This window comes from Paenibacillus septentrionalis (genome assembly GCF_042659865.1).
GTDB lineage: Bacteria > Bacillota > Bacilli > Paenibacillales > Paenibacillaceae > Pristimantibacillus > Pristimantibacillus septentrionalis.
In genome coordinates this window covers 606,104-629,185 of the sequence record NZ_JBHSTE010000004.1, presented here as the reverse complement: position 1 = coordinate 629,185, position 23,082 = coordinate 606,104, and the positions used below count along the sequence as shown (strand labels likewise).

Sequence of the window (23,082 nt, the reverse complement as noted above, 5' to 3'; positions counted from 1 at the left end):
GCCCCGTTTTGCCTAACTTTTTTTTGAAATGGAGTTATTCGATAGCCCTACTTAAATCTCAACCGTTCACTGCAGCTTCAATCGCACGCTTCGTATCCGCACTTGGTGTCACGTTATAGAATCGTTTCTCAAGATGGAAAGCAAATAATTGTACATCAAAAGCTATTGAGAATAATTTTCAATAAACCTATTGCTAAATAACGGTTTCTATACTAAAATCTTAAATGATAATGATAATTGTTATTAATAGAGGAGAGAGAATATTGAAGAATAAGACACCGCTTGTTTTACTAGTAATGTTAACCGTAATTTTACTATTGGCAGCGTGCGGTAACGCTGGGAGCAATACACCTGCGAACGCTGATTCATCTAATGCGCAATCAGCTGCTAATACGAGCAACAATACAGAAACAGCTGCAAGCAATGAGCAGTTCGCTACTAGAGAAATTACACACGCGCTTGGAAAAACAACAATTGAAGGTGCACCTGAACGTATTGTCACGCTATTCCAAGGTGCTACAGATACATTGGTACAGTTTGGTGTAACACCAGTTGGCGTAGTAGAATCATGGGCGCAGCAGCCAATGTATGAATATCTGATCGACAAATTGCCAGATGTAACGTATGTCGGCTTGGAAACTCAGCCGAACCTAGAGGAAATCTCTAAGCTGAATCCGGATCTAATCATCGCAACACTGATTCGTCATGAGGAAATATATGAGCAGCTTTCTCTAATCGCACCAACTGTTGTGACCGAGATACTTTACGATTTCCACGAGACCGCCGATATCATTGGTCAATCTATTGGAGCAGAGGAACAAGCGGAAAGCCTTATTGCGGATTGGGAAGCTCGCGTAGCAGATTTCAACTCGAAAATGGCACAGGTCGAGGGCTGGCCGCTTAGCGCTTCCGTTGTTAATTTCCGTGAGGATCATGCACGTATTTACTTTACCGGCTTTGCTGGCTCCATTCTGAAGGAGCTTGGGTTTAGAGGACCGAAAAATATCGAGGGTGACGATCAGGACATTATTAGACTGACAGATAAGGAAAGCATCCCTTCAATGAATGCCGACGTTACCTTTGAATTTTTCGAGGATAACGAAGCAGTGAAAAAAACACATGAAGAATGGACCAGTCATCCGCTTTACCAAAACCTGGACTCTGTTAAAAACAATCAAGTAACTGTCGTAGACCAAATCACGTGGAACTACGCCGGGGGGCTGCAATCAGCACATATGATGCTGGATAGCCTTTACACCCATTTCGGACTCGAACAGTAAATAAGCGAGGGGGGCGCTGCGCTCCCCTTTGTCTATGGAAGTTGAGGATATGCTATGCTTAAAACATCATTTTCTAAAGCAATCGGATTAGGCGTGCTGCTCCTTTCCATCATTGGTTTAGTTTATTGCAGCTTGGCGATGGGACAATTGTCGATCTCCTTTCGTGCCGTATGGCAAGTCATAACGAATTATGATCCTAACAATACAGAACATATGGTTATTGCAACAAGCAGATTGACTCGAGCGATCATTGCCGTCGTCGTAGGTATGACGTTCGCAGTGGCGGGTGTTTTAGTACAAGCTCTGACAAGAAATCCTTTAGCTGCTCCAGACTTGATTGGCGTAAATGCAGGAGCCATTTTTTTTATTGTCGTTGCCATTACATGGCTTAATCTTCAATCGTTAGACCAGTATATGTGGTTTGCCTTTCTGGGAGCTGCCATATCAGGAGCTGCAGTGTTTTTTCTGAGCAGTATTGGTAGAGATGGCTTGACGCCAATAAAAATTATTATTGCGGGCACAGCGCTGTCGGCTCTATTTGTTTCCTTTACTCAAGGCTTGCTTGTTATTGATGAGCAATCGCTTCAAACCGTGCTGTTCTGGATTTCAGGTTCGATAGCAGGACGAGATATGACGTTGCTCACTTCTGTATTGCCGTTTCTGCTGGCTGCTCTAGTTGTAAGTCTGTTTATCGGCAAATCTATGAACGTCTTCAGCTCGGGAGATGATATTGCCAAAAGTGTTGGGCAAAACGTCGGGCTGCTTAAAATCGTGCTGGGTGTGCTTATTATTGTTCTGGCAGGAGGCTCGGTGGCAGTTGTCGGCTCTGTCGGATTTGTCGGACTTATTGTTCCCCATATTGCGAAGCGACTGGTCGGGACAGACTATCGGTGGGTGCTGCCTTATGGAGCACTTATCGGGTCCTGCTTGCTGCTGACAGCAGATATTTCTGCACGCTTCATCATTATTCCCCAGGAAATGCCGATTGGTGTAATGACAGCGATGATTGGTGGTCCTTTCTTTGTTTACTTAGTTAAAAAAGGAGTGAGGAAACAATGAGGACGTGGACCATTCGATTGCTTCGCGGAAAGCTGTCATTCCAGCTTTCCGTAAAATGGCTCCTAACAACGACAAGCTTATTTGTCGTGCTGCTGCTGCTGTTTATCCTAAGCCTGGCTTCAGGCAGCACATGGGTCCCGCCATCTCAGGTAGCGCTGCAACTGCTGGGGAAAATCGACGATTATACCTTTATCGTGGAAACACTGCGCTTGCCTCGTGTGCTGCTGGCTATTCTTGTCGGTGCGAGTCTAGGGATTGCCGGACTTATTTTGCAAACGATGGTACGCAACCCGCTTGCGTCGCCAGACATTATTGGAATAACAAGCGGAGCATCACTTGGTGCAGTTACGTTTATTACATCAGCTACTGGCGTTATTAGCATGAGCTTCCTTCCTGTTGCTGCTATTGTAGGCGGTCTTCTGACCGCATTGCTCATCTACATCATATCGTGGAATAAAGGGGTTACGCCGATTCGTCTTATTTTGATTGGGATTGGCATATCTGCAATTCTTAAAGCCGGCATTACGTTTATGCTCGTGTTTAGCAACTCCTTTATTACAACAAAAGCCTATACTTGGCTGACTGGCAGTATTTATGCCGCAAAATGGTCTGAAGTAACGGCGATGTCGCTATGGATGCTAATTCCATTGCCGATTCTGCTAATTTTGGGCAGAGGCATGAATGTTACCGAGCTGGGCGACGAAGCGGCTGTCAATGCTGGAATACGCGTTCAGCTCCAACGCTTTGTCTTCTTAATGTGCAGTGTGGTGCTTGCGGGAACAGCCGCAGCTTATGCTGGCGGTATCGAATTTGTTGGATTAATGGCACCGCATATCGCGAGAAGGATTGCAGGAAGGTCGTTTCTTGGACTTATTCCGATAACGGCTATTATTGGAGCTGGTCTCGTTTTAATTGCAGATCTTATTGCCCGAACGATGTTTTTGCCGTTGGATATTCCAGCAGGCGTGTTTACAGCAGCGATTGGCGCACCGTTTTTTATTTATCTGCTGTTTCACAATAGAAATCGCTAGGAGAGATGATGATGAGCGGATTACAAACACAAAATTTGACGCTAAATTATGGAGAACAGCCTATCATTCATAATTTAAACCTCGATATCCCTCTTAATAAAATAACGGTGCTGGTTGGAGCTAACGGCAGCGGGAAATCCACACTGCTGCGCTCCCTCGCTCGACTGCTGAAGCCTTCTTCAGGACAAGTACTGCTCGATGAGAAGGCGCTTCACACCATTCCTACCAAGGAGGTAGCCAAGCGTATCTCCATATTGCCGCAAGGTCCTGTGGCTCCAGAAGGAGTTACGGTGCAGCAATTGGTCAAGCAGGGACGCTATCCATACCAGCGATGGTATCAGCAATGGTCGGTAGAGGATGAGCGTCTTGTCGAGCAGTCGCTTGCTGCTACAGGGCTATTAGAATTGAAAGATAAGCCGCTGGACTCCTTGTCCGGAGGGCAGCGGCAGCGTGCATGGATTGCGATGACGCTGGCTCAGGAAACGCCAATTATTCTGCTTGATGAACCAACCACCTTTCTCGATATGACGCATCAAATCGAGCTGCTTGATTTTATGTTTGAGCTGAATCGAAACGAGAAACGAACCATCGTCATGGTGCTGCATGATCTCAATCTGGCATGTCGCTATGCTGATAACCTAGTAGCCGTTCACAACCGGACCGTCGTCTATCAGGGCGCACCAGAGAGCATTGTTACGACGGATATGGTAAAGCGCATATTTGGCATGGAGGCAATAATTGATAGAGATCCGTTGTTCGGCACTCCGCTATGTATTCCAAAAGGAAAGGGACGAGTAATAAAATGATTCTCGAAGACTACGGCGTTAAACCTCGTACCGATGGTGGGGGCATCCCTGTTGCTAGTTTGTTAGAGAAGGACGTTTTACTTTCCTGTATTACTCAATATGCACAGTATGTTGACACCGCATCACTCCCTATTGCATGCTCCCTTTTTATTAAGCGCTATGCGGTTCTAACAGCAGCGGCCGCACTAGACTATTATGGCTTTCATCAGCAGAAGAAGGATTGGCTGTCGAACGCTTACTTTGATGTGAGCAGCTTCAAGCTGCTCGTAGAGGAGTACTCATCTGAAGAGGTGGATTTGTGCTGGAAAACAGAAATATTCGCCAACCATTTAACACCAATCATCAAGCTGGCAGCGAAGATATGCAAAGTTCCTGAAGCGATGCTATGGGAAAATGTTGCCGTGCGCTTGAACTCCGTATTTCGCAGCTATGATAGCAGCAGTCATTTGCAGCAACTGCATGCCCTTCATGCTGAGCTGTGCAGTGAGGAAAGCGACTGGCTTGGACTAGCGAATAATCCATTCCGTCGTTATCTTCACTGCACCTTTCCCGATCCTGAAAATCCGAAGCGCAAGACCTGCTGCCGGTATTACGAGGTAAGCAAGCCCGGAGAGCTTCCATATTGCAATGTATGCCCGTTGAAAAAATCAGGATAAGTGACGATATCTAGGGCGTGTCTGACAGTGAACACGCCTTTTCCCCCCTGCTTCGCTTTTGTTTGCTTGACGTGCCTCAGTTACGTCTTCACAACCATGCCTTGGTTAATCTTCGGCAGCATTGGCTCTCCTCTTAGACAAGCCATAAATTGCTTATCGTTTTTTACTGGTTCGTCGTTAATGGTCCAATCCATTCCATAATTGCAGATACGACAGCATTAAGCTGCACCTGCTCGTCAACAGCAGCCTCGTTATCCCCCTTTTTGCATCCCATACGATCCATACTGCCCATGATTGCTCCCATCAATGCTCACAAAAACAACATCTTCAGGTAAATTTGTGTCACTCTCTTCCCGAACTCCCTGATTTCTTGGTTATGTAGCGCTTGATCCTACAGCTACTGTAGGATGTACAATAACAGTAAAGGAGGAAGTTACATGCTGCAAGAAACGTATTCGATTGGTGCGTTTTCCAAAATGACGGGCTTATCTATCAGAACGTTACATTATTACGATGAAATTGGGCTGTTAAAACCTCAGCGACAAGGGGGCGGCCACCGACGTTATGAAACAAAGGATGCGTTAATCTTACAAAAAATTGTAAGCTTGAAAACACTAGGGTTTAATCTTGAACGGATTAAACAATTGCTGCAACAGCAAAAATACGATCTTACTATGGTTGAAATGCTCAGGTTGCAACAGCAAACGCTGGAGCACACACGAGCAGAATTAGACAAATCGCTGGAGATGATTGCTCGCATGATCACGATCGTCGAGCGCGAAGGGGAGCTAGATCATCAATTGCTGTTCAATTTAATTCGCAATATGAGCCAAGAAAACAATCAGCGCAAATGGGTAGAAGAGCATCTTTCGGAGCATACTGCAGAGCTAATCTTTGATGGTTCTGCGGATAGAATGAAAAAAATGGACGAGGATACGGTTCGGTTGATCAATGATGTCAAACGACTGGCGCATGGTCCAACGAACTCTCCTGAGGTTGAGGAAATCATTGGCGGCTACATTAAGCAAGTTACTGATTATCTTGATACGGAATCCATCCATAAAATAAGCAATTTAAACGAAGCGGATTATGGCAGTCTGGAGCAATTAGTTGATTTACCGTTTAGTGAAGAAGAGCTGCTGTGGCTTGATGAAGCATTGGCCCACTGCCTGACCAACGACCCATTATTAGCTAATACTCGTTCAGCCGCAAGCAAACGAAAGGAAGATTAATATATTTAGCCATGTGATGGAACATGCATTCTAAGGCTTTGAGGAGAAAACACAGTGCAAATCATTGAAATTATGATACTGCTTGTCACCACGATCTGCTGGGGCATGCAAATCTGGGCTAGTCATCGTCAGCGCTTTGTAAAAAATATAGAGCATGTATTAATAGCTGCTTTACTAGCTATGTTATTGCTTCATTTCCTAATGGAAGGCTATCGTTGGATGAGCATTCCAATCTATATCCTACTATTATTAGTTATCGCCAACTATTTGTTCAGAAACAAAAACCGTCAGCTCACACGTCTGAGATCTGTTCTGTTCAGCATCTTGATCGTTTTTGCAACGGCCCTCGCATGGGCAGCCTCAGCTATACTGCCTGTCTTTCATTTTGAAAAGCCGAGCGGACAATATGCTGTTGGTGTGATCGATTATACCTGGACCGATTCTTCTCGCACCTTGAATAATGGGGATGCTCGTAAACTCAATGTCCGTATATGGTATCCCGCAGCTAGTCCATCAAAGCTGCCTGTCAGCTACATTCCCTCGCCCGATGCATTCATTGGAGCATTAGAGCAGCAATATGGGGCGTGGTTGAAACTGCTGAAGGACTATCGCCTAGTGCACATTCCTGCGAGCTACGCCCCATCCTTTAGCGTGCAGGCTAGTCCTGCTCCAGTCGTTGTTTATTTGCATGGCAATCATCTAGGAACTGGATTCACCGGCACTTTTCAGGCGTTGGAATTAGCCAGTCATGGTTATATTGTGATGGCGGTTGAGCACCCTGGAACTGCTTTTATTAGTGCCTTTAGTGAAAAAGAGTATGTGCTTTTCCATAATGAATTCCAGGATCTTGCTGAAAGCTTCTCAGCCCATAATGCTGCTGCTATTCCTATTATTAACGAGCAGCAGGCAGATGTTGAATTCACACTACATTATTTGCTAAATATTAAGGAATACGAGCCTGACTCACCGCTTTCACAGCAAATGGACAGTAATCGGATTGCAATAATGGGACATTCCTTTGGAGGTGCGACCGCTGCTAATATGCTTGTCCACTCACCTATAATCAAGGCGGCCATTAATCTGGATGGTTACTTGTACGGTGAATATCCGGCTACTCCAAAAAACAAGCCGCTGCTCATTATAAACGGCGGGCTACAATTAGAAGAGCTGGAAGAAACGATGACAGATCTTGAGGTGGAACGCAAGCTGCGTGAGCAATTATTAGCTGCAGGCGGTATTGAGCTGGAGCTGCCCGAAGCAGGTCATCTCAGCTTTACTGACTTGCCGCTCTATTCTCCATTGCTTATGCCGCTTGCTCCTAACATTAAAGAGCAGCATCGCTTAATTAATCAACATACATTGCAATTTTTGCACAAGCATCTATGACAGACAGGCAGATTAAATAATTTGGACGATATGCTCGGAAATGTTAGGATATCGATTGAATAGTTCTATATCATGAAAAGGCAATGGTTCCAGTCCTTGCTTCAATCCTTGTGCCAGAAACGCCGCATTGTGATGCGTATTGTAAAACACCCCGATTGGACGCTGATCGGTTAAATTATTACATGTATAGCACTCGTCTCCAGTGATCACATATTTTTTGCCTTGATGCTGAAAATAAATGACTGAGGAACCAATCGTATGTCCGCCAATTACCTTGTAGGTAAATCGATTATAAAAAACAGCCTCATCCTTAATTGTGCTTACATTGTTGCTGAGCAGCCTTTCCTTAACTGATGGACTCGCATCGTTCATGGCACGCTCATATTCTTTCTCGCTTATTATGACAGGCACTGAATTCGGAAATAAATCAAGGTTATCAATATGGTCAAAATCACTATGTGTTATGACAACAAGCGAATGCTGCGCTTCTCCTATTAGCGCAGCAAGCTCCTCATTAATATCGAATAATGTTATGCCCCATTGCTTAGCCAAGGCTTGATCGCGAAAGCCAACATCGAAAAAAATAACATCAGTGCCAAGCTTCGCTACATAAAATGACCATGATATACGCAAGCTGTCTTCACAGTCAGGCTGAAGATCCTGATATATATACTTTGACTTTAACGACGATTCACCAAACCGCACAGCAAATAGCTGCATGAGCTTCCCCCCAGGATATCATAATAAATGAACAGAATTCGCTTACAATCTTTGCGTTGTTTGCGTCCTTGTCCACACTAGACTCTCTGACGATCATTCTAGGCTCGAACTGAACTCTCTCGTATAGGTACAAAATCGCTCTCCCAATAACCAGCTTGCCTTCTTGCGTAGACATGCTTACGATATCAGCCCTTACATCAACAACCATCTTTTTTCCATCATTAATGATGGAAAAAAGATGGTTGCTTTTATTAATTAACTCCTTCAAAGTCTTTGAGTAGGCTAATGGTAATAATACGCACTGCTCTTATTTTATTTTGCAAATACATGATTGCCAATTTTCGTTGTAACCGGACGGCTTCTTACCCAAGCATTATCTGTTTTACCCGGATTGTAAAAAACAACAGCTCCAAGGCTTGGATCTGAACCGTTCACCGCTGCTTCGACAGCACGTTTTGTCTCTTTACTTGGTTTTACGTTATAAATCCGTTTATCAAGAACAGGCGAAAATTGATAGTATGACTTTCCATTGTAAACCTCGACTTGAAAAATTGTATCAATAATCGTTTGGGGCCATTCTGGATCAGCAACTCGGTTCAAGATTGCCGCCGCAACGGCTACCTTTCCATTAAAGCTCTCTCCCCCTGCCTCAGCTTCTGTAATCTGATACAGCCAGTACATTTCTTCCGAAGTTGGCTTAGTTTGTTTTGGCTGTGCTAAGGCAGTCATACTTCCAGTCGAAATCTTCGCTGCGCGAGCCTTGGCATCGTATTGAACATTGAAGCCAAGCTTATTCGCTGTATAAGAAAGTGGGACATAGCTCACTCCGCCTATCAATGTTGTACGAGTATCCACATTATCTCTAGACCATGTCTCTCTGGTTATCCAACGGTAATCCGTATGACGTTCACCTACAGGAAATCCAATCTCTACCGATCCATTTCTCAATACTGCAGCCCGGTAACGTGTACTCCACTCAACAGATACGCCCATTTGACGAAAAAATGAAGCGGGTACTAGCTGATAACCGTTCTGATTAATCGCAGTTGTCGTGATCGGTTGACCGTTAATATATACGGTCGTGCTTCCAGGCGTCTGTGCTGAAGCGCTAAGGCTTGGCCAAGCCAGAACCAACATCATCAGAAGCGCCACAGACACTTTCCAACGTTTGCCTAACATCTACTCTCCTCCTTCACTTGCATCATTATACGATAATCATGCAGAACAAAAGTGTGGAAAATCAAGGAAAATGAGAGACATAGATTCGCAGCAAAAGTATAAACGTTGAAAATATGCGGTTTACTAGATAGTAGTTAGTTGAATTATGATAATAATGAGAGGTTTTTAATGGTTATAAGGGAGTTTTTTTCCTGCAAAGTAATGGCCTACACCGTAAAAGGCTGGATAAAAGCGAGCTAGTTAGAATAACGTTCTCGCTCGAAAATAGCGGTCACCAGAAACCCAAAGTCATCGGTGACCGCTAACGAGCTGCAATAAGCACAACATCAGGTCTTAGGCTCTGCATTCTTCGCTCTGTGCATCTGAGTTGCCGTAATCACAATATTCATCACGATTGGCGGTATAGCTGCCAGAAGGAACTTCCAATTATCCGTAAGCAGTGAAACGATAATAAAAAACACGATAAAAAATGCCGCAATAATCGTAGATAACACAAAGGATTGGTTTACCGTGCTGTTGGTCGTAAGCTTGCTAGCATACACAGCACCAGTAATTGCCCAGCTGGATAATTGAACGAACAGCAGAATCGATAAGGCAGGCATCAAGTTAATGGTAATGCCTGACACGTGCAGCGTCATAAGCAAGTAAATAGCCGTAATTACAGCATACCAGGAGGCAGAGCGTGCCTTGTTCCAAATGTAATCATGCATTTCATCCAGGCCTCTGTTTTTACGCGCTGCTCTTCGTCCAAAGTACCATCCCAATAACCCAAAGATTAACCCACCGTAAATGCCTACGTACACCATCTATGATCCCTCCTCATCAAATATAAAAACGTCCTCAATGCTTTTGTGAAAAGCTTTAGAAATTTTATACGCTAGTTCCAGAGAAGGGTTATATTTCTGACTTTCTATAGCAATGATGGATTGGCGCGATACGCCAACCATTTCTGCAAGCTGTTCCTGCGTCATCTTGAATTCAACCCGCAGCTCCCTGATATGATTATTCATACCATTCCCCTTCCATGTAAAGCTAACTTTACATAGAGTTTAGTATACATCCAGTTCAATGTCAAGCGCACTTTACATAAAATCTCACGATTTAACAATAAAAAAAGATGAGAACCATCACGGTTTTCATCTTTTTCATTTCGATAGAACAGTTATCGCTGTACAATTAAAGTCGATCGGAGTTACCGTGCTGCGATATAATTCGGTCTAGGTTTACTGCTTGAGAATGGCTCCTGAAGCTTGTTTTCTACGCTATTGTACACGAAGAAGGCATTGCTGCGCGGATAAGGTGAAATATTCGCACTAGAGCCATGCATCGTATTGCAGTCGAATAATAGCACAGAGCCAGCTTTGCCAACGGGCATCTCTATACGGCTCTGGTTTACAAGCTTGGTTAAGCTTTCTTGATCTGGCACACCATACTCCTGACGACGAAGCGATTCCTTGTAATGATCCTCTGGCGTTTCGCCGACACAGCTTACAAACCAGCGGTGAGAACCCGGGATGACCATTAATGAGCCATTATAATAGTTGTTGTCCTCAAGCGCGATTGAGCAGCTGAGTGCTCGCATGCGCGGCATGCCATCCTCTGCATGCCACGTCTCAAAATCCGAATGCCAGTAGAACTCCTTGCCCGTAAAACCCGGCTTGAAGTTGATTCTGGATTGGTGCACGTATACATCACTGCCTAGAATTTGCTTGACGATCGCTAATAATCGCGGTGAATTTGCCAGCTGCTGAAAAAAAGCATCCTCGCTATGAACGGAGAAGATTGATCTAACCTCTTCACTTTCGGGCTCTAGTATAACCTCTGGACGCTTGGAACCATGCGCCTCTGTCAGCAGACGTTTCGTTTCTGTCTTGAAACGCGCAACCTCCTCATCTGCAAAGAATGACTCTAAAAACAAGAATCCGTTTTGCTCATAAAAATCAAGCTCTAACGATCCAATCTCGCTTTGATTCAGCGTTTTTTCATATACGACAGGGTCCTTGCGCTCCAAAAGTGCAGGCACCGCTTGCTTACGAGTAGGATAATCATCGACTAATTGCTTCATTAGGCAAAACTCCTCTATTCGAATATTTTATAACATTTATATACGTGTTCAAGCTTTCCTCTTTACGAATGAGTAGAGACGTAGGCCCCCTCCTCATCATGAACCTCGAAACCCGTGCAAGCCGGGTTAAATACACATATCATTCGCATATCCGTCGTTCCTCTAAGCAGGTGCTTTTCATGTCCATTGAGTACATACATCATACCCGGTTCAATGCGGTATATCTCGTTGCTGTCAACAAGCTCAATTTCTCCCTCGCCTTCGATGCAGTACACGGCCTCCACATGATGCTTATACCAAATTTGTGTTTCGGTGCCTGCTTTAATGATCGTATCGTGCAAGGAGAAGCCAACATCATCCTTCTTGAGCAGTAGTCTTCTGCTGTTCCAATTTGGCGTGTCTACATCATAATCAGTACCAATAATGTCGTGTAAATGTCTTACAATCATCGCTTTCGCCCTCCTCTACACTTTCACTGGCTTTCGCGTCTCGCTCATCACTTCATTCACACATTCCTCAAATCGTTGAAATCCAGCTTCCAGACCCTCGTTATCAATCGTTAGCGGAGGCATGACTTTAATAACCTCGCTATTGGTCCCGGATGTTTCCATAATGAGACCTTTTTCAAATGCAAGCTGCGAAATCCGTTCTGCCTTCCCTTGCTCCAAGGCAATGCCCTGCATCAAACCAATTCCTCGATGCTCGCCATCCAGCTCGGGGTAGGCTTGAATAATATGATCAAGCGCTGTCTTCACCTTATCAGCCTTAGCCGCGATCTCTTCCATGAATTGCGAGCTTTCCCAATAGCGCAGCGCTTCAGTTGCTGTCACAAATGCTAGATTGTTCCCTCGGAAGGTCCCGTTATGCTCTCCCGGTGACCATTGATCAAGCTCAGGCTTCATCAAGGTAATCGCCATCGGCAGCCCATAGCCGCCAATGGATTTGGACATGCAAACTATATCTGGTTGGATGCCGCTGCGCTCAAAGCTGAAAAAGCTTCCCGTGCGTCCGCAGCCCATTTGCACATCATCCACAATAAGCAGCATCCCATAACGTCGGCATAATTGCTCTAACCCCTGAAGCCAGGCTGTGCTCGCAACATTAATGCCGCCTTCTCCTTGAACCGTTTCAACAATCACTGCTGCAGGCAGGGATACGCCGCTTCCGCTGTCTTTCACATAATTCTCGATAAACTCCAGTGTATTGATGTCTTTTCCCATATAACCGTCAAATGGCATCGAGATCGCATGATTCAATGGTACGCCTGCGCCAGCTCGCTTGAATTTATTGCCTGTCACAGCAAGTGCGCCCAGCGTCATGCCGTGAAACGCATTGGTAAAGCTCATAATCGTTTGCCGTCCTGTTACCTTGCGTGCCAGCTTCAATGCACTCTCCACCGAATTTGTGCCTGTCGGACCAGGAAACATCACTTTATAATTCATATTTCTTGGCTTCAGTATGATTTCATTGAAGTCGGTCAAAAAACGCTCCTTCGCTTCTGTTGCCATGTCCAGACTATGCGCAACCCCGTTGCCAGATAAGTACTGAATGAGTGCTTGCTTCATACGCGGCTCATTATGTCCGTAGTTTAAAGCGCCCGCTCCAGCGAAAAAATCAATATAGACGCTGCCCTTCGTGTCCCATAATTGATAGCCGGAGGCTTTCTGAAACTTTGTCGGAAATGATCTGCAATAGCTTCTAACCTCGGATTCTAATGCTTCGAATACATGGAGCTCATGGTTAAGACCTGTCAGATTGGACATGTATTATTTCTCTCCCTTACTCTCTTTTAGAGGACCGATCAGGTACAGATCCTCCTGTTCGTGCACATGATCGGGGAAATCAGCTTTCCCAAAGCATTCTGATTGAACAATGTCAACGTTATTCGCAGCTGCCCACTTTTCAAATAAGCGTCGTGAGGAGTGGTTGGATGGTGAGATCGTTGCCTCAAGATAATCAATATCTGTTGATTGATCTGCCAATTGATCGAGCAGTTTCAGCGCAACGCCCTGTCCTCTATATTGCTCATGAACAGCTATCTGCCAAATAAAAAGCGTATGTGGGCGCGATGGCTTGCGAAATCCGATCACCATGCCTACAAGTTGATCCGTTGTTATATCCTCTGCCAGCATGCAGCTCTCGGAAAACCAATGACTCATCGCCAGGTAAAAATACGAAGAATTCAAATCAAGCTTGCCGCTATCCCTTACCATTTCCCACAGCTTGGCACCGTCTGATTTGCATGGTGTGCGATATCGCAGCTTTTCCTTCAACGTGGCACGCATCATTGCACACCTGCTGCAGCGGTTTCCGAGGCAAGCTCGTATTGGCGTTCCTTCAAAAACCTTGTTAGAAATGCTCGAAGTCTGGGGCTTTGCGGATTTTCGAATATTTGCTCAGGCGTTCCTTGCTCTACAATGACTCCGCCATCTGTAAACAGAATTCGATCCGCCACATCTCTTGCAAAGTCCATTTCATGCGTAATCAGCAGCATGGCAGTATCCTTTTTGTCTGCAATTCCTTTTATTACATCCAGCACTTCCCCTACCAGCTCAGGATCAAGGGCAGAGGTTACTTCATCGAACAATAAAATTTGCGGCTGCATCACAAGTGCTCTGGCAATGGCGACTCGCTGCTTCTGACCTCCAGACAACTGAGCAGGATAATGCTTCGTATGGTGCTGCAATCCTACTTGATGCAACAATTCCAATGCCCGCTCCTTCGCTTGCTGCTTTGGCATTTTTCGTACATGTACGAGCGCCTCCATTACATTGCGCAAAATCGTCATATGAGGAAACAGATTAAAATGCTGGAAAACCATTCCGATGCTGCTTCTCATACGATGCAGATGCTTCTCGTTTGCTGGAACAAGCTTGCCTTTATGCTCCATATGCCACAGCATTTCTCCGTTCACTTCAATGGTTCCAGAGGTTGGCTGCTCAAGCGTCATCAGCAGACGAGCAATTGTCGTTTTGCCCGATCCGCTTGGACCGATAAGCGCAATTTTCTCGCCCGGCATAATATCGAGATCCAATTGCTTCAGTACTACTCGATTGTCAAATGCTTTCGTTACGTTGCGATAACGAACGATTGGCTCTGGTAAAGAAGTTTGAATATTCTGACTCATTTTACTGCTGTACTCCCTTCTCTTGCTTGCATTCTTCTTTCTAAAGCTCGCACCATCAAAGCCGATGGATAGCTAAGTGCTAAAAAGATCGCCCCCACTAATGTAAGTACTTCAACATATTGGAAGGAGGTTGAGCCTAGCGTTTTAGCGGTCATCAGCAGCTCGACCAGCGTGATCGCTGATAGGGTTGGGGTTTCCTTGAACATCACAATGAGATAATTACCCATAACCGGAATCGTAGGCGGTATTGATTGCGGCAAGATGATTCGCAGCCACGTATTGGCTTTCGTAAAGTTAAGCGCGATGGAGGCTTCCCATTGTCCTTTTGGCACTGCTTCGATGCCGGACCGATACACCTCCGACAAATACGTACTGTAATGAATGCCAAGCCCAATCATCCCGGCGACAAACGGTGATAAAGTCAGACCCAAACTCTTTGGCAGGACAAACACTAGCACAAACAGCTGAATGATAAGCGGTGTTTTTCGGATGAAGTCAGCAATCGCTGATACAGGTAGTGACAACCATCTGTTTTTGGATTGCTTAGCCAACGCTAGCGGCACACCTAGAACACTAGCAAGAATAAAAGCTGCTATCGTGACCGCGATTGTAATCGGAACGACCTTCAATAATTGCGGAAGTATCTCCCACGTGTAATTCCAATCCCACATGTTTATCCCCTCCCTACAGCAGCTTTACGCTCGGCTAGGCGGATCACACAGGTTAATAGTGAGGCTGCAGCATAATAAAGAATAAGAATCCATATAAAGATGGCGGTTGTTTGCGAGATATCATAGGTACGAAGCATCATACCCTGATACGTGAGGTCGGTTAATGTTATGAGATAGACAAGCGATGTTCCTTTCAGCAGCTCAATCTGCAAGTTGCCGAAGCTGGGAAGCATCATTGCCCAAGCCTGTGGAAGAATAATATTTTTCATACGTTGAAACGGTGTAAAGTTGAGAGCAATAGAAGCTTCTACCTGGCCTTTTGGGATCGCAACGACGGTGCTCCTAACAACCTCGGAGCCATATGCGCCATAATTGAGTCCAATCGCAATGACAGCTGCTGTCATGGCAGGTACGCGAATATCCAGCAATATAGGCAGTGCAAAGTACATCCAGAATAACTGCACAAGCAAGGACGTTCCCCGAAACACCTCAACGTAAATCGCTGCAGTGCTTCGTATAATGCGAAAACGTGATAGTCTGGCAAAGCCCGCTATAAAAGCCAGAGCTAAGGCGAGCAGCGTGCTGTAGATCGTGATCAGAAGCGTAACCTGAAGTCCTTTAAGCAGCGGAGGCAATAATTCAAGTGAAAAGAAATCCATCAGTTCAACAGCTCTTCCGTCGTCATGTCACCAGGAAGCTCCTGTTCAGTGAATCCAAACGACATTAGGATGTCAAGCAGCTCTCCAGAATCTTGGAGCTTCTGCAGTTCCTGATTAAAGGCTTCACGAAACTCGTCATCGTCCTGTCTGAAGACAGCTGCGCCATAGCCGCGAACACTTTCTCCATCTATAATTGGCTGTTCAAAGTCCATTACACGCTCGATATCGCTATCCTTAGCCGAATCCAGCACCGCCTGCAGCGAAGGCCCCGTCATCGTAATGACATCAGCACGACCGGATTGCAAGGCAGATATGGCAGATGGCTGATCAGGCACCGTAACAATTTGACCTTCTGCAACTCCAACACTTTTCAGATAATCAACCTCGATCGCTCCCACCATTACAGCTACCTTTACATCCGGATTATTTTTAATATCTTCATAGCTGTGAATGTTGAGAGGATTCCCCTTTATGACCGCAATTGCTTCACCAATACTATATTCAGGATTCGCAAAGTCAACCTGCTCTGCTCGCTCCTTTGTTATGAACATTCCCGCAGTAATCAAGTCAAAGCGCTGTGCCTGCAAGCCGGGAATGAGAGAGCCGAATTCTGTAAGTACACCATCCATTTGCTCAATGCCCAAATTCGTCAACACTTTACGTGCTACCTCTACTGAAGCTCCGGTCAGCTTGCCATCAGGTGTTGCATAAGCATACGGCATTTCATTGGCAAATCCTACAGTAATGAATCCTTGACGCTTGGCTTTGTCCAGTGTTGTCTCAGGAGACTCTGCTTGATTAACGTTATTCCCTCCATTACTGCAACCAGCCAGCAGCAGTAGTGCAATCAAGCAAAGTCCAACGTACTTCATCCATTTCATTTCATGTTCTCCCTTCCGTTTTTTGAATACGGTTATTAGGGTAACATACTGCTGGAATCGTCTCACCCCTGATATATTCCCATATCCTGGGTTCTCCTTTGCTAAGCTAGTAAGAGAAGAGGTGACCTGAGCGATTCAGTATTATCCTTCCACATCCTCCCAAATGCTACAGGATACAAATTATTGAAAAATCGCTTCTTATATAGAGAAATAAAGAGAACGTAAGATAATAAGTTTAATTTTAATTAAAACAGCCCAAATTAGCCTAAAACCACTAAAAACCTACGAAAAACGACAAAATTATAATCATGTCGAATCGTGTAAATTCGCATTAGATTCCATAGAGGCCGTCCCCTTTTCAGAAACACAAGCATACACTACTTTTCGATCCCTTGATGAATTTACACGCTGGGACTTCCTCTAAAATGATCTCTGCTATCATTCAATTCAATCGATTTGTCATGGGATAACGTGTTATCCTTATATTAGGAAAGGAGATTTTAGCATGCCAAGTTTGATTTTAGAAGGCGGAACATTAAGACCTATCTTCAGTTCTGGCGTTATGGACGCTTTGCTTGATCACGATATTATGTTTCCCTATGTCATAGGAGTTTCTGCCGGAATTAGCAATGGGATCTCTTATGTATCCAAACAAAAACAACGCAACCTGCAAATTATGAAGCAATTCCGCAATGATCCGCGTTATATTGGATATCGCAATTTCTTGCGCAATCGCAGTTTGTTCGGGCTAGACTTTATATTTGATGAAATTCCTAACCAGCATATTCCCTTTGATACAGATACGTTTCATCGCTACACGGGACAAGTCCTGGTCGGAGTTACGAATGCGCATACAGGCTTGACAGAATATATGGATGGCCAGAAAGCGGATCGTGCCTGGACGATGATGCGCGCTACTTGCGCGATACCCGTTTACTTCCCTGCGATTGAGATCAATGGCAATCACTACTATGACGGCGGAATTACAGATCCAATTCCGATTCGCAAGGCAATAGCGGATGGCCATGAAAAGCATCTTATCGTATTAACGCAGCCAAAAGGCTATATTAAGCCCGCCAGCAAGGCGAATAAAGCCGTTGCACAGTTGTTAAAACGCAAGTATCCGATGCTCGTAGAACCACTGCTTACCAGACATCTCAAATACAACGAAACGGTCGCCTTTTGCGAGCAGCTGGAGCGTGAAGGGAAGGCTGTTCTCATTCGACCAGAATATAAGCTGAACAGCTTTGAGAAGGACTACGCCAAGCTGGAAGCTAGCTGTAATCATGGCTATGAGCTTGCTCAAAACAAAATAGAGGACATTCGCTCGTTGTTTCAGTAATTCGAAGAAAACAACCATAACCGTGACATTGAATGTAAATAGACCGCCAAGTTGTAATCATATCGAAAGACAAGATTACAACTTGGCGGTATTTTGATGGTTCACATAGTTTCTTGGCAGCTGCGATGCCAATGGCTGTAGCTAGATGGGTCTTACCAGCCCCACTAGGGCCTAAGAATACGATGTTTTCGTTCCTTTCAATAAAACGTAAGGTCGTAAATCTTGCATTTACTGCTTGATGTAGGCTCTAAAGGTGGAACTACCACAGCTCAAACCATGGTTATCCGTGAGATATTGCCACAGTACACGTTTGTAGTAAAATACTTGCGTACAGTGATCAAGGCCCGGTCTATACTTCTCATATGTATCAAGAGACCGTGAAACGAAAAGGCATTATCATGAGCATGTCCCGTAAAGGCACACCCGCTAATAATGCCCCCATCGAATCGTTTCACGCCTCTCTTAAGAGCGAAACATTCTATCTCGACCAACCTGTTCGACGACGGCAATCGTTGAACAGACAGTCAGAGATTACATGGATTATCATAACAAGTTTCGTATTCAAGCGAAACTAAAATACCAGTCCCCGATTGAATATCGAGAACTGGCTTGTTAGAAGGTGTTTTGATCCCTGTCTCAAAAATGGGGGGCAGTCCCCTTAACTACTCACTTTTTTCTTGCGCGCTGTGCAAGCGGCTATAAATTCCACATTGCGCGAGCAATTCATTATGATTTCCTTGTTCCAAGACTTTGCCGCCGTCAATGACGTAAATTTTATCTGCTTGCTGGATAGTGGAGAGTCTGTGTGCAATGGCTATCGTTGTCTTACCCTCCATTAAGCGCTGCAGTCCTCGTTGTACGGCTAATTCTGAATTCGAATCAAGCGCCGAGGTTGCTTCATCAAGCAGTAAAATTTGAGCGTCCTTTAACAATGAGCGTGCAATAGCAATTCTTTGCTTTTGTCCTCCGGATAGCCTTGCTCCTCGCTCACCGACTATTGTTTGGTATCCATCTGGCAACTCGCAAATAAATTGATGAGCATTTGCCACTTTGGCGGCTTCAACGATTTCCTCTAACGTTGCATTTAGCCTGCCATAACGGATGTTTTCTTCAATCGTCCCTGAAAATAAGTACGAATCTTGGGAAACGTAGGCAATGCGATCGCGTAGTTGTTCTAATGAGTATTCTGAGATATTTCTACCTTCAACTATTATTTCGCCTTGCTCAAAAGGATAATATCCTAGCAATAACTTAAAAATGGTGCTTTTTCCTCCGCCACTAGGTCCTACAAAAGCAACCATCTGTCCTTGTTCTACACGGAAATCTAGCCCGTCAATGATTTTCTTCTGCTTGTAACCAAAAACAACATTTCGAAACTCAATCGTTGCTTGTTCAGTTTCGATTTTCTCATCTGGTGCCTGAAGTAAATATCTCTCAGGTTCCTTCTGATGATCCATAAGCTCAAATATTCTAGAAGCACCTGCAAGTGATGATTGCAAGTTTGCCCACATACTCCCCATGTTACGGAATAAATTAGCAACATGATCTAGTAATAAAACGAGTGATAGCAGTGTTCCCAGAGTCGTTTGACCATTTAGGAGCATAAAGGACCCTAATGCAAACGCGCCCATATTGTTAATCCAAATCAATATATAGTTAGTTCCATTTAGGGCTGCATATCTCTTCGTACGTGCGATTTCTAATTTTGCTAGAAGATGATTCGTATCCCTAAACTTCTCATTCATTTTGTCAGTTAATTGGAACATGCGACTTACATGCATTCCAGCTATCAAATCAGTTAATCGTTCTGACTGGACCGCTGTATGTTTTTGAATCTGATTACTTATTACTCTTAATGGCTTTGCAAATTTAGAATTAATAAATGTGCTCAAGATTCCCATCGCTATCAATGCTAATGCGAGTCGCCAATCGAGAAAAAACATAATGATTGCCGAGCCCCCTCCAGTTATAGCCTGGGTTACAATGGGACGTATGTCTCCGGTAAACGCATGCTCAACAACCGATAAATCGGTGTTTATTCTTGATAGGCTATCTGCACTATGCGTGTTCTCGTAATATGAAACAGGAAGTCGAATCATATGACGAAAAACCATCATCCGAAAGTCAACCATTATTTCTTGAACTGTCTTACCAAACCAATACTGGAAAACACGCGTCAATATAAACAAGCAAATAATCATGAGCGCCAATACGATGCATAACTTTAATATTTGACTCATGCTTTCCTCAACAACAGAATCGAGAATAAACTTTAACATGACAGCCATCACAATTGGTACGCTTGATTCGACCAAACTGCTGCTGAATAAAGAAACCAGATAAGAAGCTCGCCTTTGCTTAATATAACTGGCAAGTCTTGCAACTTCCGAATTCCGTAAATTCATCGATTATGGCACTTCCCCTCTCAACTGCAATAAATCGTCGTCTTCTCCAAGAAGTTCTTTCTTAAACAATTGAAAATAAGCACCTTTCTTTTCCAATAACTGTTTATGATTACCCCTCTCAGCGATCTTCCCTTTGTCTAGTACGATGATTTCATCTGCTTCCACAACGGTAGAAAGTCGGTGAGCAATAATTAATACTGACTTCTCTAACGAGATTTTATGGATGGACTCCTGAATCAATGCTTCTGATTCGGTATCCAAAGCTGACGTTGCTTCATCTAACAAAAAAATAGGTGCATTGTTCATAATTGCACGTGCAATAGATATCCTTTGCTTTTGTCCTCCAGATAGCTTTCCACCACGTTCTCCTACAAGCGTTTGATAGCCATCAGGCATGGATTCTATTGCTTGGTCAATATTTGCAATCTTCGCTGCTCTATACACCTCATCCATGCTGTAATCCGTTTTTCCGCATGCAATATTTTCCTCAATAGAGTTAGGAAATAAGAACGTTTCCTGCGATACAAAAGACATTAATTTCCGAGAAGATGATAATTTCCAGCTTGATAACGAATGGTCAAATAATTTAATATCTCCCTCTTGAACTTCATAGAAGCCTGTGAGCAATTTAAAAATTGTTGATTTACCTGATCCACTTGGTCCAACTATAGCAATCGTCTTCCCCTGCGGTAACGCAAAGCTAATGTTATCCAGTATCTTGGTATTGCCATCATACGAGAAAGTAACGTCTCTAAACTCAAGAGCAGGTGCTGTTTTAGAAATTGTGTAGTCACTCCCGTTTGTGCGTTCCGTTGGCTCGTCAAGCACTTCATATAGATGGTCTGTTACACCAGCAGCAATACTAAATTTATTAATGTGGCCAGGCAAAGCCCCTAAACTTTGAACAAGAAAATTTATCAGTTGCGCAAAAGCAACTAAACCACCGGCCGTAAAATCACCATATATAACGAAATATCCACCGATAAGAAAGAAGATGAGGAACGGCCACGTCTTAGCCAATACGTTCACTGCACCTGTCATTGCCTTCTTCTTCTCAACAGCTAATGAATCGGTGAATAAACGATGAAGAACGGCATCAAATTTTTTCTCAATTGCTCTTATAAGATTGTATGGACGAATAACATGTATGCCATTTAGAGTATCCTGTACAATCGAATAAGTAGCAGCTATACTTTGCTGAAGTTTAGAGGAATACTTTATTAATGGACGATTCACTATATTCGTTAATATGAACATGATTGGAAGAATGATCATAATATAGAGAGTCAGCTGCCAATTTAAAAACAGCATGACAATTACACATAGAATAAGGCGAATAAAATGAAAGAGTATGCCTACAAGATCATTTTTCAAGAAATCATGTATGGAATTCATCCCGTTTGTCATCCTGGACACTAAATCACCCGAATGATGAGTTTCCAAATAAGAAACAGGTAAACGATTCATATGATCACTTAGTTTATCTTTCATATCTCGAACCGTATACGCACTAAAACGACCAGAAGAGTAAGACTCTAAGAGATTAGCTATTATGCCAAAAACAACAAAACACCCCATTAAGGAAATTGTTTTCAGTAACTGATCCTTATCTCCAGTCAGAGAAAAATCAACCAATTGATTGAGCAAGTAAACTAAATAAATATCATTAACTGCATTAAGTACTGTGCTCAATAACCGGACCATAACCCAAAAGCGGTAAGGCTTCAGATATGGGAATAATCGCCGTACACTAGCATATGAAGACTTGCGCAATTCTCTCAAAAAAACACCTTCCATCAATACAGCTTAGGGTATCTAGCCATTGTTAGCCCTCGATTCATACACCATTCTCTCCGTATACTCTCTTAACTGTCTTAATGACGAAAAGTTTTCTACATCCAAACCCATGTCACCAAATTCTATGTTAAACTCATTTTCAAGAGCTATAATCATTTTTACGAATGCGATGGAGTTGATTCCAATTTCCTTAAATTCTGAATCCAATATATGCTCTCTACTTGGATTCATCATAGTTTCTGCTAGATTATCACCGGTGTACTCTCTGAAAAATGCGATCAAAACACGATAAAAAGAATCGTCGAATTCTTTTACTGCTACAGCGTTTTGTTCATTCACTACAATCTCATCCTTCCTAATCATAGGTCTAATACTGAAACTAGTTTTAAATCATGCCTCCATCGACGACTATTGTCGAGACATTAACACGAACAATTAACAATTAAATACAAAAATAAAATAATGTAAATAAAATATAGTCTAAAGACCACCGTAAAAAACTTACCTATGTAGCTGCTGTAATCAATAAAGAGGATAATTATATATCTTTCTAGCTTTTGTTATTATCAAAGTTCTAAACAGACTTATGTGTGAAATTGACTTGGATGGAATACATGTAACTTTATGTAGAGTATTGGAGTTATTCTTTTTCTTGGAGGATGGATTTTATGAATAAGTTGTTCAAATTACATGCTTATTCTTTGAATAGGAATTAATATTGTAGTATTATTCTAAGGAATCCAATCAAACGCTGATTATTTTAGTCACGTCATAGTATATATAAAA

At 43.5% G+C, this 23,082-nt stretch carries 24 protein-coding genes and 2 pseudogenes; 9 read left to right on the top strand and 17 right to left on the bottom strand.

Features of this window, described 5'->3' with window-relative positions; genetic code table 11:
- Window positions 1–230 precede the first annotated feature (230 nt).
- Genes ACFP56_RS14580 through ACFP56_RS14560 form a run of 5 tightly spaced genes read left to right on the top strand, consistent with a single transcriptional unit; the run spans window position 231 to window position 4,832 of the window.
- A complete protein-coding gene (locus tag ACFP56_RS14580) occupies window positions 231–1,280 on the top strand; it encodes an ABC transporter substrate-binding protein (protein ID WP_379235741.1) in 1,050 nt (349 codons plus the stop codon).
- A 54-nt stretch (window positions 1,281–1,334) separates the two neighbouring features.
- Entirely contained in the window at window positions 1,335–2,339 is a 1,005-nt protein-coding gene (locus tag ACFP56_RS14575; protein WP_379235739.1) for a FecCD family ABC transporter permease, read from the top strand.
- The gene (locus ACFP56_RS14570) at window positions 2,336–3,370 is read left to right on the top strand and encodes a FecCD family ABC transporter permease (protein WP_379235737.1); all 1,035 of its coding nucleotides are present in this window, start codon (window positions 2,336–2,338) and stop codon (window positions 3,368–3,370) included. The genes ACFP56_RS14575 and ACFP56_RS14570 overlap by 4 nt, the downstream gene beginning before the upstream one ends.
- An 11-nt stretch (window positions 3,371–3,381) precedes the next feature.
- On the top strand, window positions 3,382–4,176 hold the full coding sequence (locus ACFP56_RS14565; RefSeq protein ID WP_379235735.1) for an ABC transporter ATP-binding protein: 795 nt from the start codon (window positions 3,382–3,384) through the stop codon (window positions 4,174–4,176).
- The gene (locus ACFP56_RS14560; protein WP_379235733.1) at window positions 4,173–4,832 is read left to right on the top strand and encodes an IucA/IucC family C-terminal-domain containing protein; all 660 of its coding nucleotides are present in this window, start codon (window positions 4,173–4,175) and stop codon (window positions 4,830–4,832) included. Before ACFP56_RS14565 ends, ACFP56_RS14560 begins: the two co-directional genes overlap by 4 nt.
- Window positions 4,833–4,995: 163 nt before the next feature.
- On the opposite strand, the gene ACFP56_RS14555 is transcribed toward ACFP56_RS14560, so the two are convergent.
- Entirely contained in the window at window positions 4,996–5,124 is a 129-nt protein-coding gene (locus ACFP56_RS14555) for a hypothetical protein (protein WP_379235731.1), read from the bottom strand.
- Window positions 5,125–5,269: 145 nt separating this feature from the next.
- On the opposite strand from ACFP56_RS14555, the gene ACFP56_RS14550 reads away from it, so the two are divergent.
- Together ACFP56_RS14550 and ACFP56_RS14545 are read left to right on the top strand one after the other, a co-directional pair.
- Entirely contained in the window at window positions 5,270–6,064 is a 795-nt protein-coding gene (locus ACFP56_RS14550) for a MerR family transcriptional regulator (RefSeq protein WP_379235729.1), read from the top strand.
- Window positions 6,065–6,118: 54 nt separating this feature from the next.
- A complete protein-coding gene (locus ACFP56_RS14545; RefSeq protein WP_379235727.1) occupies window positions 6,119–7,450 on the top strand; it encodes an alpha/beta hydrolase family protein in 1,332 nt (443 codons plus the stop codon).
- Between the two features lie 12 nt (window positions 7,451–7,462).
- On the opposite strand, the gene ACFP56_RS14540 is transcribed toward ACFP56_RS14545, so the two are convergent.
- The 12 genes from ACFP56_RS14540 to ehuB form a co-directional block, all read right to left on the bottom strand.
- Window positions 7,463–8,170, bottom strand: coding sequence for an MBL fold metallo-hydrolase (locus ACFP56_RS14540; protein ID WP_379235725.1), 708 nt, complete (start codon window positions 8,168–8,170; stop codon window positions 7,463–7,465).
- A 312-nt stretch (window positions 8,171–8,482) separates the two neighbouring features.
- Complete coding sequence (locus ACFP56_RS14535; RefSeq protein ID WP_379235723.1) at window positions 8,483–9,349, bottom strand: cell wall hydrolase; 867 nt, start codon at window positions 9,347–9,349, stop codon at window positions 8,483–8,485.
- A gap of 326 nt (window positions 9,350–9,675) precedes the next feature.
- A complete protein-coding gene (locus ACFP56_RS14530) occupies window positions 9,676–10,155 on the bottom strand; it encodes a hypothetical protein (RefSeq protein WP_379235722.1) in 480 nt (159 codons plus the stop codon).
- Window positions 10,156–10,359 (bottom strand): helix-turn-helix transcriptional regulator, encoded by a 204-nt coding sequence (locus ACFP56_RS14525; RefSeq protein ID WP_379235720.1) that lies wholly within the window; start codon window positions 10,357–10,359, stop codon window positions 10,156–10,158.
- A 182-nt stretch (window positions 10,360–10,541) separates the two neighbouring features.
- Window positions 10,542–11,414 (bottom strand): ectoine hydroxylase, encoded by an 873-nt coding sequence (gene thpD / locus ACFP56_RS14520; protein ID WP_379235718.1) that lies wholly within the window; start codon window positions 11,412–11,414, stop codon window positions 10,542–10,544.
- Between the two features lie 62 nt (window positions 11,415–11,476).
- Window positions 11,477–11,863: an ectoine synthase gene (locus ACFP56_RS14515; protein ID WP_379235716.1), complete on the bottom strand. Its 387-nt coding sequence runs from the start codon at window positions 11,861–11,863 to the stop codon at window positions 11,477–11,479.
- A gap of 15 nt (window positions 11,864–11,878) precedes the next feature.
- Window positions 11,879–13,177, bottom strand: a complete 1,299-nt coding sequence (gene ectB, locus ACFP56_RS14510) for a diaminobutyrate--2-oxoglutarate transaminase (protein WP_379235714.1) — start codon at window positions 13,175–13,177, stop codon at window positions 11,879–11,881.
- Window positions 13,178–13,180: 3 nt separating this feature from the next.
- The gene (ectA, locus tag ACFP56_RS14505) at window positions 13,181–13,702 is read right to left on the bottom strand and encodes a diaminobutyrate acetyltransferase (protein WP_379235712.1); all 522 of its coding nucleotides are present in this window, start codon (window positions 13,700–13,702) and stop codon (window positions 13,181–13,183) included.
- On the bottom strand, window positions 13,699–14,541 hold the full coding sequence (ehuA, locus tag ACFP56_RS14500; protein ID WP_379235710.1) for an ectoine/hydroxyectoine ABC transporter ATP-binding protein EhuA: 843 nt from the start codon (window positions 14,539–14,541) through the stop codon (window positions 13,699–13,701). Before ehuA ends, ectA begins: the two co-directional genes overlap by 4 nt.
- A complete protein-coding gene (ehuD, locus tag ACFP56_RS14495; protein WP_379235708.1) occupies window positions 14,538–15,212 on the bottom strand; it encodes an ectoine/hydroxyectoine ABC transporter permease subunit EhuD in 675 nt (224 codons plus the stop codon). Before ehuD ends, ehuA begins: the two co-directional genes overlap by 4 nt.
- Before the next feature lie 2 nt (window positions 15,213–15,214).
- Window positions 15,215–15,871, bottom strand: a complete 657-nt coding sequence (gene ehuC / locus ACFP56_RS14490; RefSeq protein ID WP_379235706.1) for an ectoine/hydroxyectoine ABC transporter permease subunit EhuC — start codon at window positions 15,869–15,871, stop codon at window positions 15,215–15,217.
- Window positions 15,871–16,752, bottom strand: a complete 882-nt coding sequence (gene ehuB, locus ACFP56_RS14485) for an ectoine/hydroxyectoine ABC transporter substrate-binding protein EhuB (protein WP_379235704.1) — start codon at window positions 16,750–16,752, stop codon at window positions 15,871–15,873. The genes ehuC and ehuB overlap by 1 nt, the downstream gene beginning before the upstream one ends.
- A gap of 505 nt (window positions 16,753–17,257) precedes the next feature.
- On the opposite strand from ehuB, the gene ACFP56_RS14480 reads away from it, so the two are divergent.
- Window positions 17,258–18,094 carry a patatin-like phospholipase family protein gene (locus tag ACFP56_RS14480; RefSeq protein ID WP_379235702.1) on the top strand — a complete coding sequence of 279 codons (837 nt, stop codon included), beginning with the start codon at window positions 17,258–17,260 and terminating at the stop codon, window positions 18,092–18,094.
- 109 nt (window positions 18,095–18,203) lie between these two features.
- Here the strand turns inward: ACFP56_RS14480 and ACFP56_RS14475 are convergent.
- Window positions 18,204–18,314 (bottom strand): annotated as a pseudogene (locus ACFP56_RS14475) (ATP-binding protein); the annotation flags it as partial.
- 103 nt (window positions 18,315–18,417) lie between these two features.
- Here ACFP56_RS14475 and ACFP56_RS14470 point away from each other — a divergent pair.
- A pseudogene (locus tag ACFP56_RS14470) lies at window positions 18,418–18,710 on the top strand (IS3 family transposase); the annotation flags it as partial.
- 46 nt (window positions 18,711–18,756) lie between these two features.
- On the opposite strand, the gene ACFP56_RS14465 reads toward ACFP56_RS14470, so the two are convergent.
- From ACFP56_RS14465 to ACFP56_RS14455, 3 genes are read right to left on the bottom strand one after another with little or no spacing between them, the layout of a single operon-like run.
- Window positions 18,757–20,499 carry an ABC transporter ATP-binding protein gene (locus tag ACFP56_RS14465; RefSeq protein ID WP_379235700.1) on the bottom strand — a complete coding sequence of 581 codons (1,743 nt, stop codon included), beginning with the start codon at window positions 20,497–20,499 and terminating at the stop codon, window positions 18,757–18,759.
- A 3-nt stretch (window positions 20,500–20,502) separates the two neighbouring features.
- Window positions 20,503–22,281 carry an ABC transporter ATP-binding protein gene (locus ACFP56_RS14460; RefSeq protein ID WP_379235697.1) on the bottom strand — a complete coding sequence of 593 codons (1,779 nt, stop codon included), beginning with the start codon at window positions 22,279–22,281 and terminating at the stop codon, window positions 20,503–20,505.
- A 33-nt stretch (window positions 22,282–22,314) separates the two neighbouring features.
- Complete coding sequence (locus tag ACFP56_RS14455) at window positions 22,315–22,635, bottom strand: acyl carrier protein (protein ID WP_379235695.1); 321 nt, start codon at window positions 22,633–22,635, stop codon at window positions 22,315–22,317.
- Window positions 22,636–23,082 lie beyond the last annotated feature (447 nt).